General features: G+C 36.3%; 15 protein-coding genes. 5 read left to right on the forward strand and 10 right to left on the reverse strand.

Annotated features, from left to right (window positions below; translation table 11 throughout):
* Positions 1-29: 29 nt before the first annotated feature.
* The 4 genes from CDG55_RS10320 to cxpE form a co-directional block, all read right to left on the reverse strand.
* Positions 30-2513, reverse strand: a complete 2484-nt coding sequence (locus tag CDG55_RS10320; RefSeq protein WP_087536401.1) for a hypothetical protein — start codon at positions 2511-2513, stop codon at positions 30-32.
* Positions 2514-2531: 18 nt separating this feature from the next.
* Positions 2532-4379, reverse strand: coding sequence for a rhombotarget A (gene rbtA / locus CDG55_RS10325; RefSeq protein ID WP_087536400.1), 1848 nt, complete (start codon positions 4377-4379; stop codon positions 2532-2534).
* Positions 4380-4494: 115 nt separating this feature from the next.
* Entirely contained in the window at positions 4495-5190 is a 696-nt protein-coding gene (hda, locus tag CDG55_RS10330; RefSeq protein ID WP_087536399.1) for a DnaA regulatory inactivator Hda, read from the reverse strand.
* Between the two features lie 20 nt (positions 5191-5210).
* On the reverse strand, positions 5211-6404 hold the full coding sequence (gene cxpE / locus CDG55_RS10335; RefSeq protein ID WP_087536398.1) for a chloramphenicol efflux transporter CxpE: 1194 nt from the start codon (positions 6402-6404) through the stop codon (positions 5211-5213).
* Positions 6405-6538: 134 nt separating this feature from the next.
* Here cxpE and purM point away from each other — a divergent pair, with 134 nt between their 5' ends.
* The 3 genes from purM (at position 6539) to CDG55_RS10350 (ending at position 8839) form a co-directional block, all read left to right on the forward strand.
* Entirely contained in the window at positions 6539-7609 is a 1071-nt protein-coding gene (gene purM / locus CDG55_RS10340; protein WP_004661134.1) for a phosphoribosylformylglycinamidine cyclo-ligase, read from the forward strand.
* Positions 7606-8235 carry a phosphoribosylglycinamide formyltransferase gene (gene purN, locus CDG55_RS10345; RefSeq protein WP_171063585.1) on the forward strand — a complete coding sequence of 210 codons (630 nt, stop codon included), beginning with the start codon at positions 7606-7608 and terminating at the stop codon, positions 8233-8235. The genes purM and purN overlap by 4 nt, the downstream gene beginning before the upstream one ends.
* A 76-nt stretch (positions 8236-8311) precedes the next feature.
* The gene (locus CDG55_RS10350) at positions 8312-8839 is read left to right on the forward strand and encodes a hypothetical protein (protein WP_087536397.1); all 528 of its coding nucleotides are present in this window, start codon (positions 8312-8314) and stop codon (positions 8837-8839) included.
* Positions 8840-8901: 62 nt separating this feature from the next.
* On the opposite strand, the gene CDG55_RS10355 is transcribed toward CDG55_RS10350, so the two are convergent.
* Positions 8902-9696: an alpha/beta hydrolase gene (locus CDG55_RS10355; protein ID WP_087536396.1), complete on the reverse strand. Its 795-nt coding sequence runs from the start codon at positions 9694-9696 to the stop codon at positions 8902-8904.
* A gap of 136 nt (positions 9697-9832) precedes the next feature.
* Entirely contained in the window at positions 9833-10855 is a 1023-nt protein-coding gene (gene sppA, locus CDG55_RS10360) for a signal peptide peptidase SppA (protein WP_087536395.1), read from the reverse strand.
* A 138-nt stretch (positions 10856-10993) separates the two neighbouring features.
* Here sppA and CDG55_RS10365 point away from each other — a divergent pair, with 138 nt between their 5' ends.
* Positions 10994-11944 carry a lysophospholipid acyltransferase family protein gene (locus CDG55_RS10365; RefSeq protein ID WP_087536394.1) on the forward strand — a complete coding sequence of 317 codons (951 nt, stop codon included), beginning with the start codon at positions 10994-10996 and terminating at the stop codon, positions 11942-11944.
* Between the two features lie 41 nt (positions 11945-11985).
* On the opposite strand, the gene CDG55_RS10370 is transcribed toward CDG55_RS10365, so the two are convergent.
* The 3 genes from CDG55_RS10370 to CDG55_RS10380 all read right to left on the reverse strand — a co-directional run bounded on the left by CDG55_RS10370 (position 11986) and on the right by CDG55_RS10380 (position 16414).
* Complete coding sequence (locus CDG55_RS10370; RefSeq protein WP_087536393.1) at positions 11986-14412, reverse strand: DNA internalization-related competence protein ComEC/Rec2; 2427 nt, start codon at positions 14410-14412, stop codon at positions 11986-11988.
* 87 nt (positions 14413-14499) lie between these two features.
* Entirely contained in the window at positions 14500-15186 is a 687-nt protein-coding gene (gene lolD / locus CDG55_RS10375; protein WP_087536392.1) for a lipoprotein-releasing ABC transporter ATP-binding protein LolD, read from the reverse strand.
* On the reverse strand, positions 15179-16414 hold the full coding sequence (locus CDG55_RS10380) for a lipoprotein-releasing ABC transporter permease subunit (protein ID WP_005161293.1): 1236 nt from the start codon (positions 16412-16414) through the stop codon (positions 15179-15181). The genes lolD and CDG55_RS10380 overlap by 8 nt, the downstream gene beginning before the upstream one ends.
* Before the next feature lie 25 nt (positions 16415-16439).
* Between CDG55_RS10380 and CDG55_RS10385 the strand changes: the two genes are divergently transcribed.
* Positions 16440-17027, forward strand: a complete 588-nt coding sequence (locus CDG55_RS10385; RefSeq protein WP_087536391.1) for a PilZ domain-containing protein — start codon at positions 16440-16442, stop codon at positions 17025-17027.
* A gap of 17 nt (positions 17028-17044) precedes the next feature.
* On the opposite strand, the gene CDG55_RS10390 is transcribed toward CDG55_RS10385, so the two are convergent.
* Complete coding sequence (locus tag CDG55_RS10390) at positions 17045-17938, reverse strand: DMT family transporter (protein ID WP_087536390.1); 894 nt, start codon at positions 17936-17938, stop codon at positions 17045-17047.

Consider the following 17938-nt stretch of genomic DNA (forward strand, 5'->3'; position numbering starts at 1 on the left):
CGCTTTAAAAGCGCTCTTTTTATTCACTCTTACTTTTTATAACGACGATATGCTAGTAAACCCAACAAACCTAATGCAGAGAAGATACCCATACTTCCTCCGCCGCTTTTCGCAGGTCGAGTATCATCCGAGGTAGTTGCTGTACTAATTACGTTTACAGTTGCTAAATTTGAAAGTTTTGGTGTTTCATCATTATCATAAACTTGATAATTAAACGAATAATTAAATGGATTAAAAGTATTTACTTCTTGAATATAAATATTTCCACCATAACACGTTTCTTTTTGATCAGGCGGAGGACATTTACCTTTACGATCAGCAGTAACTATTAGATTTTTTGTTGGGACGTTCGATAATCTTATCGGTAATTCTAACCCATCTTCATTTATCCAAAAGTCTGACTTATTAGGTTTTGTTTCAGGACCTTTACCACCTGGGCCTGTATCACCTGCATCGTTAGCTAGTTCTAAAAGATTCAATTTTGCGATTTCTTTTTGCTGATACTTTAATGTCACAGATGTATCTTTAGCTTCAGGTGCTTGATTTGTAAATGAGGCCTTAATTAAACCTTTTGTTTGTATTGTATGATCATTTTTATATGTGATGGTATAACTACACAAAGCTTGTTCACCATCTTGTGTAATCGTATCATCTTTTCTATACACAACAATTTGTTGAATCTCAGGGACCCAAGTACATACTAAATTTCTATCTTCACGAGAATTTAGTTGACCATTAACAACTGAACCAACCCCAACCGTATCAACTTTAATATCATACAATTCCGGACTAAAAAAATCTAATCGGTGACTTTCATCAGATAAAGCAACCTCATGTGGTAATGGAAGTTTAAATGATTGTAAATCGATATAAATAGCTCGATATTTCAAATTTTCTTTTTTATCGTAATATTCAACTAATTTTTTATATTGCTCTAAGCGATATTTATAGTAAGTAAGATATTCCTGATCATTCGGATTCTTAACTAGATTATCAAAATAATCATTTTGAGTCTTATAATCACTGATTAATTGACTTAATGATCCATTAGTAATGCTATTAATATCACCAGCTGTTAGCCGCATCAACTCTACAGAACCAATATCACATGTATTTTTTGCTTCCGGTTGATAAAATAATACTCTATCAGCAAGACGAGCTACTCCTCTTTGATCATATTCACTACAACCAGTTGTACCTTCACCACTTACATTCACTAAATCCTGCTTATCAGCTCCTGCTTGTGTTATTCTTTTTGGATAATACATTGGTAAAAAAGCAGTATATTGAGATGCTGGGGCCATTGAACTTAATACAGTATCCATAGGAACATTGGTTAAATCAATGTTTGTTGTATTAGCTGTATTTAGCTCTGCGGGTAAATCACATTTGCCATTATTTAATAATGAAAATGCATTATAGACAGCACCAATTCCCACATTCTCTTCTTTTGAAGCATCACCCAACAAATAACGACAAGAATATGCTCCTGAATTATAAGCAATTATATTAAAAAGCAAAGTCTTTACACCAATCTTATCATATAGAAAAGTTGTATATGCTTTATTTTCTACAATAGTGTTACTTGTTAGTGCTAATGCACTACCACTACTTAATATTGTTGAATTGTTTTGATCTTCAGATCCAGCTTTTGTATCACCACTAAATTTTATTAAATTTCCTTTGACAGAGTTAGCGGTATTCTGAGCAATTGTATTTGCCTCCAACATCACTGCAGGCAAGCCACAGAACTCCATCATACTTAATGAAGTATCCGATCCATTTTTTATCAGACTACTTGCTGTAAAACTTATATTTCTTTGCGAATATAGATTATCATTCTTACAAGCCATTGCAATTACACTACCAATTGTAGCGTCATTACCTTCAAATAAACTTTTAGAAATTGTAGCCGAAGCAGCTAGTCCAGCTAGATAAATTGCCCCACCTGCACCAGTAGTTGCTTTAGAGTTTAATACCTTAATACTTTGCAAGGTAATATTTGCACCAGCATAAATTGCACCACCATTTCCCTGATTAGGCGCAACACCATTCGCAAGTATTAAATTCGTTAAAGTTAAAGGGTTCTTACCAGCAGTTGTATTAAAAATTCGAGAATTCTCTGCTTTGATAGTCGTCTTAATTTCAACTTGTGCAGGATATTGATTCGCAACATCATTAATTAGAACATTTTTTTCATTCCAATTAGCTGGAGCTGCTCCCCATATTCTCACTTCTGAGTCAGGTGTTAATTCACTTTTTAATGTATATTCACCCGCTTCTAATTGGATATCTTGAGTATTAGAATAAATATCCGCAACAACACAACCATGTGCAGATACACGCGTTTTTGCAACCTCTAAAGCTTCTCTGATTGAACAAAGAGAATCTTCTTTATTTTCATCATTAAAGGTAGTCACTTTAATTGGTGCTGTTGCACTATTTGTTGCAGCTAACAATGGCATAGCTGAAACAACCATTAACGTTAATAAGGTTTTCTTATAATTTTTCATCTCATTTATCATCCTTGATTATGATTTAAAACGTCTCAATCCAATTAAACCAAACACCATTAAAATCCATCCAAAATCCATGCTGCCAACATTTACAGTTTTATTTTGAAAATTATTTGGCGGATCTTGGACAATTGTCGTAGGAATATCAATATAGTAATTTGAAGGGTCATTAAGCCTAGTGATTGTAGTGATTACACGGATATTAAATTTATCTGCACCATGCCAATTACCATTTGGCACATAGACAATATTCCCTTTTGAATCTATTGTTAATTTACCTTTTGACTTTGTTTCAGTCTGTTCAATATTAAGACAACCTGATTGCCATGGTAATCCGTTAGCATCTGTATCACTCTTAAATATTATTTTACACGCCTCAGGATCAACTAATTCACCATCCAATAAACTATTCGCAATACTAAACTTTGCGATTTGACCATATAGAATATCTTGCCCAGCAATTTCTACATCATTACGATTTACTACCAACTCAATCGCACCTAGATCACATAGTTCACTATAAACACTGCGCACTTTACCTCGTTGATCAGAAGTTTCACAACTAATAGCCCCCTTGTTTGTTCCATCGCTAAAAATCCTCCCCTTATTAATGATTAGAGAGTCAGACAATGAATTATAAGAAGTTAATAATCTTGGTTGAAAAAAACCTAACATTTGATCTTTGGGAGTCGTATAAGGACATAATAATCCTTTGTCCTGAGGTAAATCACAATCCCCCTCCACTTTTCCACCTGCGATCAAATCAGTGTTTAATAGAAAATTTGGCAGTCCAGCGGGTGCATTACGATTGCAATCCACCTCTGTCAAATTACTTTGAATAACCGAAGAATCATTACTATCTGCAACACAGTTTTTATTATTTTTCGCTATGATACTATTTGAAATAAACGCACCATTCTCTAATTCAGCGGGTTTTGTGTCAGTAGCAGGGGTTGAAATCCATTTCGGAGCTTGCAAATATAGTCCAGCATCATTATAAATCATCGTAATATTATTGATCACCATTCCCCCTCGAATATTTGCTACATAGCCTCCCTTATTATTAAAAATGGTGGAATTTCTGATTCCAAATGCTGTTAAGGTTAAGGCGTTCGAAATCGCAGTATCACTATAAGCATTTTGTACATATAAAATACTTCCATTTGCTTTTACTTCATTATTCTTTATCACTGATTGAGTAATAATATAACGAGGAACTTCACTATAAATGACCGCCCCCTGATCAGCTTTATTACCTTCAAAAATAGTATTACTTACACTAACAACACCTGCAGTTTTCTTGTCAGATAGTAAACCTTTATTGTAAATAGCACCGCCTAAACTTGCATTACCATCCATCAATCTAGAGTATTGAATTGTTAATATTTCTCGATTTGAAATCAAACCACCTTCAACTACTTTTTGGGATGATCCTTTTAAATTTAATTCATTAAAGTTAACAATTAATGGATCTTTTTCAACATCATTATCATCAACAATAAATAGGCTTTCTGCGCCTATCATTTTAATAGTAGCGTTATTTAAACCTTTCTTTGTGTCATTAAAGCTTGTACTAGCAGCAGTTTTAATTGTCATTGCAGCTTTAACTTCAAGTGCTTTACTCAAAGTATACTCTTTATCACGATCTAGGATAATAATCGATGAAGCATCTTTATTACCGCAACCATGATAACCATTTTCAAATTCTTTTTGGGTACGATTATTTAAGAATGTTACAGCTTCACGTAATGAACAAACGGTATCATCTTTGTCTTCATCAACTAATGTTGTAACTTGAATATCCGCAGAATATACATGTCCAGTAATCGCAAATAAAGCGCAGGCAAGCGTCCGTTTGAGCATACCGTTCTCCTTCTATTTTCATTTTTCTTAGTATTGCAAACTACAAATTTGCAACCACATTCCTTTGTGCGTACTTTGTCATAGCTGTCAAAATTACTCAAGAAATTTTATGCGATTAGTGATATTCATCAATCAGAGCAAAAATTTGCTTAATCGTTGTATTTGAGAGCTTTGTTTTCTCCCCTTTCAACATCTTTTCAAGTTGGGCAAGTGTCTGTAATAGAATGGAAGCTTGATGTGGCCCATTACTCAACAAATAATCAATAATTTGTTGGTCAAAATGAATTCCTCGCCTCGTCATAACAGAGTGTAATAAAGCCTGTCGATCTGTATATGAGCTTCCATTTGGCACTTTGACACTGACCGCTTGAGTCAGTCTCGACTGTAAGTCAGGTAATTCTAATTTTAATTCTATCGGTGCTACACGAGATGAAAAGACCAGTTGTCCATCATGATTATTCATTAAATGAAAAACAGCTTTTTGCCAATGAGGTACACCACTAATTGCATCAATATCATCTAATGCCACTAAATCATAAAACTCTAATGAAGTAATCGCTTCAATTGGTGCATCTAATAATTCTAATAATGAGACTTTTATTGCACGACGACCCAATTCTAAATATGAATCACAAATTGCAGAGAGTAAATGGCTTTTACCAGTACCAGCACCGCCATAAACATAAAAGCGATTTACCAGTCCAGTATGTAACTGTCGTATCGCATCAACTACATGACCCCACCCTGGCCCCGAAAAATCGCTAATTCGCGCATCGAGCTGTGGTTCTATATCGAGTTGTAGTTGACGCATATCGTTAATTTGTTCCTCAATTACTTTAGATCATTTGAATGTGAAGTTTCACTATCTTGAGAGTTTTTAATCTCAATATCAAATTCTACATCACCAGCATCCACATTTATACGTTGAATTTCACCATGTTGAATACTGACCTCAATTGGAGATCCGTAAAATCGACTTTTTTCGTAATTATCTCTTGCGTGTTTAAGTAACACGACGATAACAGCCGCTACAGGCAAAGCAATCAGCATCCCTAAAAAACCACCCAGTTGAGCACCAGCTAGTACCGCAAATACAACAGCAACAGGAGATAGACCAATTTTGTCACCAAGTAAGAAAGGCTGCAAAATATATCCTTCCACCATTTGCCCAATCATAAATACAATACCCACTAAAAGTAACTGCATCCAATCAAGACCAAACTGGAATAATGAAGCAATCACGGCTGCGATAATACCAACCCCAAAGCCTAGATAAGGGATAATACTGGCCAAACCAGCAATCATTCCAATAATTAAACCCACTTCTAAACCAATGATTTGCAGGCCAACTGCATACACTATTCCTAATAGCAGCATTACGAGGAACTGACCTTTAACAAACGCTCCAAGCACACTATGACATTCACGAACAATGACTAAAGTTGATTCTTCATATGGACGAGGTATTAAACGACGCATACTTTGCAACATTCTTTCCCAATCAAGTAAGAAATAGAATGAAATGATAGGAATCAAAATAAATACGCCACCTAATTGAATAAAATTCAAACCAGATTGTGCTAAACGTAAAGCCATGGCTTGAATACTATCTGCACTGTAATTCGTTTGAATGTATTCCATAATTGCTTTAGAAATCTGTTCTGTATCCAACTCCATTGGGACAACATTAAAAGTATGGGATACCCAAGGTAGAAATGTCGCATTTACCCAATGTATACCTGCTGGAATACTATCTCGCGCATAGATTAATTGCTTCCAAACCAATGGGACAAGGAACCATAAAACAACTGTTAAGGTTACGCCAATCCCAACAAAAACGAGACTGATCGCCAACCAACGAGGTAATTTAATTTTTACAAGGACATCTACAAGGGGACTAAAGAGATAGGCAATAAAAAAAGCGCCAACAAATGGTAATACAACTGGTTTTAATAGATACAACACCCAAAGTAGTAATGCGAGTCCTGCGAGGATAAAGATACGACGTAGTACCTGATCTTGCATAAAATCTAGCCTTTTTTCGTGTAATCGTTATAAATGGGAAAAAAATTTAATTAAAGATAGCATTTTCGAGCATAAATAACATAAGAGTTTCGTATATTCAGGTTATAATCTGCCGCCAATGCGGAGACTTCACTATGAGCAACTCAACTTCTACCCCAAATACTGGTTTAAGCTATAAAGATGCGGGCGTCGACATTGAAGCGGGCGACGCACTGGTCGATCGTATCAAATCTGTCGCTAAGCGTACCACTCGTCCTGAAGTCATGGGCGGTTTAGGTGGTTTTGGCGCACTATGCAAAATCCCAAAAGGCTATGAAGAACCTGTATTGGTTTCTGGCACAGACGGCGTAGGTACAAAATTACGTTTAGCGTTAAATCTAAATCGTCACGACACGATTGGTCAAGATCTTGTTGCAATGTGTGTAAACGATTTACTTGTTTGTGGTGCTGAACCATTATTTTTCCTAGACTACTATGCAACAGGTCATTTGAATGTTGATGTTGCAGCAAATGTAGTAACGGGTATTGGTAAAGGTTGTGAACTTGCTGGCTGTGCACTTGTTGGTGGTGAAACTGCTGAAATGCCAGGTATGTATGAAGGCGAAGATTACGATCTTGCTGGTTTCGCTGTTGGTGTAGTTGAGCATAGTAAAATTATTGATGGCACTAAAGTAAAATCTGGTGATGTACTGATCGGTGTTGCATCAAGTGGTGCGCACTCTAATGGTTACTCATTACTACGCAAAATTTTAGATGTTAAGAACGTTGATTTAACTCAAATCGTTGATGGTCGCCCACTTGCAGATGTTGCAATGGAACCGACTCGCATTTATGTAAAACCTGTTTTAGAACTTTGCAAACAAGTTGACGTGCATGCTATGGCTCACATCACGGGTGGTGGTTTACCGGGTAACTTACCTCGTGTACTTCCAAATGGCGCTCAAGCTGTAATTGACGAGTCAAGCTGGGAATGGTCTGAATTATTCCAGTTGTTACAACGTGAAGGTAATGTAGAACGCTTTGAAATGTATCGTACATTTAACTGTGGCGTTGGCATGGTAATCGCTGTTGATGCAAGCGAAGCTGATAAAGCCATTGATGTATTAAATACTCAAGGCGAAAAAGCATGGAAAATTGGTTATATCCAAGAAAATGCTGAATCAGTTGAAGGTGCAGATGAAAAAATTCGCGTGATCTTTGCATAATGAGAATTGCTGTCCTTGTCTCAGGCAACGGTAGCAACTTACAGGCCCTGATAGATGCAAATCTGTCAGGGCAAATCATTGGTGTCCTATCAAATAAAGCTGATGCATATGCATTACAGCGTGCTGAGAAAGCCAATATTGCAACCGCTGTTATTTCACATAAAGATTATCCGAATCGAGAAAGCTTTGACGATGCTATGCATCAGCAATTGCTTGCTTGGGAAATTGACTTAGTTATCCTTGCAGGTTTTATGCGTATTTTAACGCCAAACTTTGTCAGTCAATGGCAAGGTAAAATGTTAAATATCCACCCTTCTCTGCTGCCTTTTTATAAAGGAATTAATACCCATCAACGTGTATTAAATACTGGAGATCGCTTGCATGGTTGTACCGTTCATTTTGTCACTGCTGAACTAGATGCAGGACAAAGTATAGCGCAATCCGCCATTCAAGTGAGTTTGCATGATAATGTGGAAAGCCTAGCACAACGTGTGCATGAGCTTGAACACTTCATCTACCCTCAGGTTGCAGAATGGTTATGTAATGGTCAACTCACTTGGACAAATGGTCAAGCATATTTCAATAAAAAACCTTTAGAACGACCAATTCAATTTGCTCAATTCTAAAAATAAAACACATCTTCGGATGTGTTTTTTGAAAAATATAATTCTTAATTTTTAAATAATTAGATTTCAGCCTAAAATGAGCACATCTGAGTTTGTACTGAAAAATCATCTACACATAAAGCTTTGGACTCAAAGCTCTCCGATTTTACCTTTCACAGAAATCCCACCATCGTCTTCGTATCGCAAATACACAATTGTCCTCGAATTGTTTCAACCTCGCGGCGGAAGATTTCTCTATGGTTTACTGGGTGCAGAAGTGGATATAAATTTAGAAAATCGAGAAATTATCCTAGATTTAACGAACCGTAATTTAGAAAATCGTCTTTTTCAATCTGATTTTCTGAATGAACTTGATGAAGCAAAATATGGTTTGCCAATTGAATACGCTACAGAATTACAAAAATTTATATTAGAAATATGCAATCAGATAAAATTTAATGATTTATATAAAATAAACTTTTGTTTTGCTGCTTATAGTGATATTGGATCTAATATGAAAATTTTCAAGTTTTTAGCATTATTAATCCTTCAATATATACAAAATAGTGAATTAACTTTAAATGATCTAAATCAAACACAAAAATTCTTAGATCAAAGCATATAAAAACCCAAAGTATGTATTTAAGAGCGATCGAAAATACATACTTTCTTATCAACATGTTTCATTTAGAAATTAATCAAACTTCTAATTTTTTCCACAGTTTCAGTCGGATGCTCTAATGGGAACATATGTCCACCATTAACAATTGAAAAAGGAATACCCAATTTCCGTTTAGCAACTTGAGGAAGTTTTTCTTTTAAGAACACACTATCACGACCAACAACCAAATGAACAGGTACTCTAGGTTTTGGCATAGGCAACCACCACATCGATGGTGTCGTTCTAAACATTGCAACCTCATCCACTTTCGGAATGGTTAAAGTCACTCCACCCTTCAATGGATCATTGCTCAAAGCGTGCTGAATATAAGCTTGGAAGCAATCTGCATCAAAGTGTTGATAAAATCCTCTAGAACCTAAAAGTTCTGCTGCTTGTTCACGAGACTCCCAATGATCACGGCGACGTACAGATAGACCTGCTGGCGTAATTTTATCGACCAATTTAGGTTGAAAAACTTTAGCAAGATGAAAAGCAAATGATGCTTTACCTATAATAAATGGTGGGTCCAGCATAATCACTTGAGAAAACAACTCAGGACGACGATAAGATGCCATTAGTGTTAATACAGAACCTAACGAGTGTCCCAATCCAATTACTTTTCGACCTTGTGATTGTTGCACGATACTATCAATGATTTGATCAACTAAATGCCTCCACCCATGTGTAATTGGATAACGTTTATCAGTGCCAATCTCTGCAACATAAATAATGTCATATTGATCTTTTAACAGCTCAAATAGCTTCTGATAAACTTTAGATGGAACACCATTAGCATGTGCAAAATGAATCAAAGGTTTCATAAGTGTTTCTTTCAATTTATATATTGATTGGTCGATTATCTCGCGCTGCAAATGCTTTGCAATTTAAAAGGGAGAACTGCCCAGTTATGTTTAAAAATAAAAAAGGCTGTGAATGATCACAGCCTAGTCTTGATGATTATTGTATTTTTGCATTTTGTTGGGTTTGTAATTGTGCAGAAAGTGAACTACTAATTCCTTCACCAATCTTTGTACCCATACGTCCTAAAATCGACTCTAAAGGATTGCGTTGAACAGTATAATCTAATTTCTGATCTAATTTAAGATCGCGCATCAATGTTGTAATACTACCACTACGATCTGCAACACCTAATGCAATTGCCTGTTCACCCGTCCAGAATAAACCAGAAAATACCGCAGGATCATTTGACTTTAATCGTTTTCCACGACCTTCTTTGACTGCATTAATAAAATGTGTATGAACATTATCTAAAACAGCTTGCACATGTGCTTGTTGCGCTGGATTAATTGGCTTAGTCATACTTAGAATGTCTTTATTATTACCAGAAGTTAAAGTACGGTCTTCAACACCAAGCTTTTGCGCTAAACCACTCAAACCATAGTTCGGCATAATCACACCGATTGAACCAACCAAACTTGATGGGTTTACAATGATCTCATCTGCAGCAGAAGCAATATAGTAAGCACCCGATGCACCCATATCACCAATCACGGCATAGACTTTTTTATCTGGATGTTGTTTTTTAAGGTAGCGAATCTCTTGCCAAATCTCATCAGACTGCACGGGTGAGCCACCAGGAGAATTAATATTCAATGCAATCGCTTTACTGCCAGTGGCTTCAAATGCACGATTTAATGCTTTATTGGTGTCTTCACTATTGACAGTAGATTGACCACTAGAAGAATCAATAGTTCCAACAATATCAATCACAGCTAAATGATCAGAGCTGACATTCGTATTTGATTTTTCTACAGAAGTTGAGCAGCCTTTGCTCATTGCGATCAATACGATTAATAAATACGCAAAACCTAAGCATTTAAAAAAGATGCTCCAACGTCGACTACGGCGTTGTTCTTCGACAGAAGCCAAAACAGCTTTTTCTAAAATCTGCCATTCTTTGCCTGTCACGTTATTGCTATTTGTAGGTTCATTTTGTGGTTTTGGTGGCCAATCGGACATAAGATTCCAATCCAATGTATTGTAAAGTGAATTTATTATATACGCTGATTTATAGAAAACTGTTTAAATAACTTGTTTTAACTTATAATTATTTTATACGTTATACTCTCCTCTTGTAATTTTTTTAATGTTTGATATATGGCACACCCCAAATCAACAAATAGTAATTACCGTCTCATACAATTTCTGAGTCATCAACCACTTCAATTAGGTCGTTTTATCGCAGGTTTTGTTGCACGATTGCTCAATAATTTCCAGCTTTCTAAACTCTCAAAAATTATACAATTGAATTTACAGATCGCATTCCCTGAAGCATCTCAACAAGAAATAAATCAATTAAAAAAACAAGCAATTAAAAATGAACTAACCTCTTATTTTGAATTTGTGAGCATTTGGGGAGCTTCAAATGAGAAAAATATTCAGCGCATTCACAAAATTCATAATGAGCATTATTTTCACGAAGCCCTCGCAGAGAAAAAAGGACTTGTCCTGATTATGCCTCATTTGGGTACTTGGGAAGTGATGAATGCATGGCTATCCAAATATACTCAAATGACCATCCTTTATAAGCCAGTGAAAAATCCTGATGCTGATCGTTTTGTTCGTGATGCACGTAGCCGTAATCAAGCGAATTTAGTACCCACTGATGAAAGTGGAGTTCGTCAGATTTTTAAAGCATTAAAACAAGGTGGTACAACTGTTATTTTACCTGATCACACCCCTGATCACGGTGGTGAAATGATTAAGTATTTTGGTATTCCCTTGGCATCGAGTAGTTTAAGCGCAAAGTTAATTCAAAAAACAAAAGCACGAACTTTATTCCTTTATGCTTTGAGGAATGAGCAAGGTGGATTCGACATGCATATCGAGCGTATCAATCCTCAAATTTATGAAGGCAATGCCGAAGATGGTACGCTTATTATTCATCAGACTTTGGAAAATTTAATCCAACGTCTTCCAATGCATTATCACTGGAGTTATAAACGATTCAGTGCGAACCCTAGCTTACGCAAAATTTATGATATTGACGTCAACGAAGCTTTAGCAAAAGTTGCTGAAGTTCGTCGGCAAGAAAATACTCAACTTTAATCCTATAAATATTGTGATATGAAAATATTACAATATTTAAGTTATTTTCTTTCCAACCATTTAATTTGCTGTCTTTGCTGTCTGAGCTCAACCTGACCATTTTCAAAAACAAAACGAATTGTTCCTGCTTCAACCGTAGTTAATAATGGAATGTGTAGCGCCTGTAGACGATTTTTCAACTCTTGACTGGGATGACCATAACGATTATCAAACCCTGCCGAAGCAATCGCAAGTTTCGGTTTTAAAGTCGCTAAAAAATCATAAGCAGAACTATGTTTACTCCCGTGATGTCCCAAGATCAAAACATCTACTTTTAAATCGGGATATTGTTGCATTAATTTATATTCAGCCTCCCAACCTGCATCTCCCATGATTAAAAAGTTTTGATAAGGTTGGGCATTTAGAAACTGCAAATACACCACACAGGAATACTCATTTTGCTGATCCTTTGCATGAATAAGCTCATCTGATTTAGGGGATAGAATTTCAACTTTTAGATTTTCATATGACCAATGCTGACCTTGCTGACAAAATGAGAAATTGTTTTTGAACTGCATTTTTTGGTCATATTCATTTGACTGAACTTGGGATATTTCAAAGTTTTTTTGAATAATAGGAAAAGCACCACTATGGTCTTGATCAAGATGAGATAAGATTACATGGTGGATGTGGCGTACACCTTGTTGCCGTATAAATGGAATAACAACCCGCTCTCCTAAACTAAATTTATTTTCATTGTAAGAGCCCCCTGTATCAATCATAAAGATTTGTTCGGGATGTTGTAAAAATACAGCTTGCCCTTGTCCAACATCTAAAATATTTAAAACCGTAGGTTGAGTCTTTACACCTATACATATAGGTAAAAAACAAATCAATGCCCAAGCTTTAGGAATCGTTCCCCTCGGCATAAATAAAATAAGCATACCAAGGATTAAAGATACCATCATTAAGGGTGTATAACTTACCCCATATAAATGCGGTGCAATATTTTGCAAGATGTCTAAAATTGACATCAATATAGATAATACAAAATCATTAATTTGAAATAAAAACTGCCCTAATGCAGGAATGATGAGCCAAATACATGCAGCCAGAATATCTAATGGCACAACGACACCACCAAGTAAAGGAATTGCAATTAAGTTACTTACAGGTGCAATCCAAGAAACTTGCTGAAAGAAAATCAAGACTAATGGTAATAAGGCGATAAAGATCTTAGATTGCGATTCAACCAAAGCTTTAGCAGCTAAAAATATTTTTTGAGTCCACGTAATCGGCTGATCTTGCGGTAATTGTGCAATGGTCTGATAAACTCTAAGTAGAATAAAACAGGCCCCATATGACAGCCAAAAACCAGCGGATAGAATACTAAAAGGATCAAAAAGCAATAATATACTGGCACTATAAATCAATAAGCTAAATGGGCGAATCGATTGACGAAAGAAGAGAAAAATACTTGCAAGTAAAGCAGTCAATAAAGTTCTGATCGCTGGAATCTCAAAACCAACAAATGCCACATAGACCAGCACACTGAGTAAAAATGGCAATAATAATAAAATTTGTCTAGGCTGCCATAAGTATAGATGTGGGCAGTAACGCTGTATGAGCCGTTGTATCAACCAAGACAACATGAATGCAAAGATCAACACATGTGGACCAGAAATCGCTAACAAATGCGAAATTCCAAGCTGTTGAAATTGTTGTTTCAATGTGTTGGATAACAGGCTTTCATCACCTGTTAGCAAGGCTAAAAGTAAACCTTTATGCTGAAGCTTAGAAGTTTGTAACATCTGCCGAAATTCTAAGCGTTTCATCTCAACGCTTAATAAAAACTTAGCAGAAAAGCTTTGCTGTTGCTTTAAGTGACCTTGATAACCCAAACGGTAAATTTCATCAAAGCTTAAAGGTTGAATAGACTGCACTGAAAATGCAGACATTATATTTTGCTGCAAAAACCATTTTTCCTGATCAAATGCACCCACAACAGCAAAACTATGCACTGGTTTAATCTGACCATAAACTCGATAATAATGACCCAACTGTAAACTTTGCTTCTGATTTAACTGATATTTGTCTTGTTTTAAATAAAGTAACCAGATGACTGTTTGCTTATGTCGATTAAGTACTTCAGCAATTTGTTTATGACCATCATCACTCAATTCATCTATATTTTTAATATAAACAATTGCTTCATATGATTGTGATTCAAACTCTTTTAATTGCAGTCGTTGTTCTAATGCGGAATCTGCAAAATAATATCCTGTTGTAAACAATCCCCAGCTTGCACTGATTAAAATAAGCGCTTTATAAAAAGGTCGATAAAAATAGGATTCTTTCTTGTATATGCCAAAGCTAAAGATCAGGATTGCAATAGCCAACCAAATCCACCATGTCAGCTCGATAAAATCAAGATGAAATCCCATGATTGCAATACCAGCAATCCAGCCCAATAAAATAATTTTTAACATGTAATTTTTTAATTAAGTTTTTGATTTTTCTGAACGCAAAATTAAAGCCCGTTTTCAGGGCTTTAACAAGAGATTAAACAAAATAAATTATTTTGGATCAATCCATAAACCATCTTGCATATGCAAAATCGAATCTGCTGATTGAGCCAATTGCTCATCATGAGTCACGATTAACATCGCCATATTCAGCTCTTTTTTGAGATCAGTCAGCAATTCAAAAATACTCAATGCTGTTTTACGATCTAAATTACCAGTTGGTTCATCTGCTAAGACAACTGCAGGTTTCGTCACTAAGGCGCGCGCTAAAGCCACACGTTGACGCTCACCGCCCGATAATTCACCTGGTTTATGATCTAAACGATGCGATAAACCGACACGATCAAGTAGGTATTCTGCTCGTCTTTTAACATCCTTATAATTACTTTCACGACGTAACATCAAAGGCATGGCTACATTTTCTAAAGCAGAAAACTCAGGCAACAAATGATGAAATTGATAAACGAAACCTAGATATTGATTACGTTTATAACCACGCTCTGCTTCGCCTAAATTATCAAAACGCTGACCTTGCAAAAAGACTTGTCCTTGCGATGGTTGCTCTAGGCCACCAAGCGCATGTAATAACGTACTTTTACCTGAACCACTCGAACCAACAATGGAAACAAACTCGCCTGCTTTTACTTGAAGTGATAAACCTTTAATCACTTCAACTTTGCTTTTACCATCATCAAAATGTTTATAAATATCTTTGGCTTCTAAGACGATCTTACTCATAACGTAATGCCTCAGCAGGTTGAACTTTGGCTGCACGTAATGCAGGATAAATTGTCGCCAAAAAACTCATCAATAATGAAACAATGACAATTACCGTAACATCTTGCCATCTGAGATATGAAGGCAGATAGTGAACAAAATAGGCATCAAACAAGTTCAAACCTAGAGCAGTATTGAACCAAGAAATAATATCGCTAATGGTCAATGCTAAAGTTACACCTAACACTGTTCCTGCAATCGTTCCAATGACACCAATCACTGTGCCTTGTACCATAAAAATTTTAGTGATCATGGACGGTGAAGCACCGAGAGTCCGCAGAATCGCAATATCAGATTTTTTATCTGTTACGACCATTACTAAAGATGAAACGATATTAAATGCAGCAACCACAATAATCAGAACAAGAAGTAAACCCACTAAGGTTTTTTCCATCTGAATTGCATTGAAAAGATTGCCGTGCGTATACGTCCAATTCGATGCGTAGAAATTACTTGGTAATTGTTTCACGATATCATCTGCAACAGATGGTGCGGCAAAAATATCATCTAACTTTAATCGCACGCCTTGCGCACCATCAGGCAAACGCAATAATGTTGATGCATCATTTAAGGCGATATAACCCACCATCGAATCAACTTCTGCACCTACACTAAAAATTCCAACCACTTTAAAACGTTTAAAGCGTGGTACCACACCTGCTGGTGATGGTGTTGCTTCAGGCAGAACTAAGGTGACATTGTCATTTAAACCAAGACCAAGTGCATCGGTCATATCCTTGCCTAGAACAATACCGAACTCGCCTTTCTTCAAAGCATTTAAATCACCTGAGACCATATGGTTTTGGATAATTGAAACTTTCTTTTCATATTTAGGCTCAATTCCGGTCACCATAATCCCTGCAACTTGCCCTTGAGCGGTTAACATCCCTTGCAATTGAGTAAATGGTGCAACACCTGTCACATGCGGATGGTGTTCAACTCTTTTTACAAGCTCAGGCCAATCTGTTAGTATCTGAGTAGAAGAAACTGTGGCTTGCGGAACCATTCCAAGAACACGATTTTTTAATTCACGGTCAAAACCGTTCATAACAGACAGTACTGTAATAAGGACAGCAACGCCAAGGGTTAAACCAATCATGGAAACCAAGGCAATAAAAGAAATAAAATGATTACTTCGCCGAGCACGAGTGTATCTCAACCCTATATACAGCGAAATTGGCTTAAACATACCATTTAGTCCGAGGTGATTTATTATGGAAAATTCACAACATCAGCTTGTTGAGGACAACTCTGAACGTCGAGTGATGTCTCGTATTGATGCTGTGTTAAGAATCAACTATCAAGTCATTCCTGACGACGTTGCGCTGAATGATCCTTATGATTCTCACTTTGTATTGCCACGCTATTTTCTACTACTTGCTGAATTAGATCAATTTGATCATGCATTTCGCTACGAATTAGAACAATTAAATGAAAAAGATCAACAAATTGCTCGCATATTATCCCTTTTCAATCAAAAATTAAATCTGATTACTGGTTCTTTTTACGACAATATCGTGCAATCCCTACTACCAGTACCTGAACAAGTTAACTTTTCCGAGAATGGCTTAAGCTTCTTCAGCTCACAAGCTCTTAATGAAGGAACCTATATTCATATTACGTTGAGTCATCCTGAAAACTACTTTCATATCGCAGCAACTGCTCAAGTTGCTTACAGCTCAGCAGATGAACAAGGTAAATTCCGTATTGGTGCTTATTTCATTACCCTTAATCCACAAGATCGTGCCAAATTAGCGGAAAGTATTCAAGATTCACAACAAACTGAGAGTAACCCAAATTAAATATGAAAATGTGATTTTCATATTTTCAAACGGCGATAGGTATTAAAATCTTTATAAAAATAAAGACACAAACCTAATAGAATGATGCTTGCCCCAACAAAAACTTGTGCAGATAATTGTTCATGATTGAGGTAAGCACCTATGAGTATTGCCAACATTGGGGTCATCACCGTCGTCAGTGACAAAGTGGTGGCTTTCAAATTTTGTACCAACTTGAAATAACAAAACATCGCAATTAATGAAGCCATTACAACGGTATAAGTCAATGCTAACAATGATTTCGTCGAAGGAAAGTGCGTTGGTGCATGTTGCCAAATCCAAGGTAGTAATAATATGGCTAAGATTGTTGAAACCAGAATTGAACCAGTTGCTTGAGCCATCGGTTGCACATCCGCATTGATTTTTTTCACCAGAAAAATAGAAAGCGAATATGCAAAAACACTCATCAGCATTAAAACAATACCTATCGGCTGCACATGTTTTTGACTACCACTCAGACAAATCATCGCTAATCCAATAATTGAGGTTCCCATCCCCAACCACTGCAAACTCGCTAACTTTTGTTGAAAACCAAAACTTCCAATCAGCCCAGCCATGATCGGAGCTAAGCCAAACATCAATGCAATCAACCCAGAACTTAAATAAGGTGTTGCTGCATAAGTAAAAATTTGCGAACCGATCAAACTTAATGAACCAGCTACATAACTTGATAACGCAACTTTATGAATCGGGAATTTAACCTTTAACAGCAATAACACGCTAACCGCCAAAGGTAAGGCAATAAAAAAGCGCAATACCAAAGCCCACATAGGGTTTAAGTCAGTAACACTCCAAACAATTGCCAATGGCGTGGTTGCCCAAATGAATACTAATAATCCATACGTCAGTACTAAGTTGATTCGTGAAGGCAT

Source organism: Acinetobacter sp. WCHA45 (genome assembly GCF_002165255.2).
In the GTDB taxonomy this organism is placed as follows: domain Bacteria; phylum Pseudomonadota; class Gammaproteobacteria; order Pseudomonadales; family Moraxellaceae; genus Acinetobacter.

Excerpts from the sequence above, each read along its gene's own strand:
- rbtA (WP_087536400.1), bottom strand. The coding sequence starts at position 4,379 with ATGCTCAAACGGACGCTTGCCTGCGCTTTATTTGCGATTACTGGACAT.
- CDG55_RS10380 (WP_005161293.1), bottom strand. The coding sequence starts at position 16,414 with ATGTTTAAGCCAATTTCGCTGTATATAGGGTTGAGATACACTCGTGCT.
- hda (WP_087536399.1), bottom strand. The coding sequence starts at position 5,190 with ATGCGTCAACTACAACTCGATATAGAACCACAGCTCGATGCGCGAATT.
- CDG55_RS10320 (WP_087536401.1), bottom strand. The coding sequence starts at position 2,513 with ATGAAAAATTATAAGAAAACCTTATTAACGTTAATGGTTGTTTCAGCT.
- CDG55_RS10390 (WP_087536390.1), bottom strand. The coding sequence starts at position 17,938 with ATGCCTTCACGAATCAACTTAGTACTGACGTATGGATTATTAGTATTC.
- CDG55_RS10355 (WP_087536396.1), bottom strand. The coding sequence starts at position 9,696 with ATGAAACCTTTGATTCATTTTGCACATGCTAATGGTGTTCCATCTAAA.
- purM (WP_004661134.1), top strand. The coding sequence starts at position 6,539 with ATGAGCAACTCAACTTCTACCCCAAATACTGGTTTAAGCTATAAAGAT.
- CDG55_RS10370 (WP_087536393.1), bottom strand. The coding sequence starts at position 14,412 with ATGTTAAAAATTATTTTATTGGGCTGGATTGCTGGTATTGCAATCATG.
- CDG55_RS10350 (WP_087536397.1), top strand. The coding sequence starts at position 8,312 with ATGAGCACATCTGAGTTTGTACTGAAAAATCATCTACACATAAAGCTT.
- lolD (WP_087536392.1), bottom strand. The coding sequence starts at position 15,186 with ATGAGTAAGATCGTCTTAGAAGCCAAAGATATTTATAAACATTTTGAT.
- CDG55_RS10365 (WP_087536394.1), top strand. The coding sequence starts at position 10,994 with ATGGCACACCCCAAATCAACAAATAGTAATTACCGTCTCATACAATTT.
- CDG55_RS10385 (WP_087536391.1), top strand. The coding sequence starts at position 16,440 with ATGGAAAATTCACAACATCAGCTTGTTGAGGACAACTCTGAACGTCGA.
- sppA (WP_087536395.1), bottom strand. The coding sequence starts at position 10,855 with ATGTCCGATTGGCCACCAAAACCACAAAATGAACCTACAAATAGCAAT.
- cxpE (WP_087536398.1), bottom strand. The coding sequence starts at position 6,404 with ATGCAAGATCAGGTACTACGTCGTATCTTTATCCTCGCAGGACTCGCA.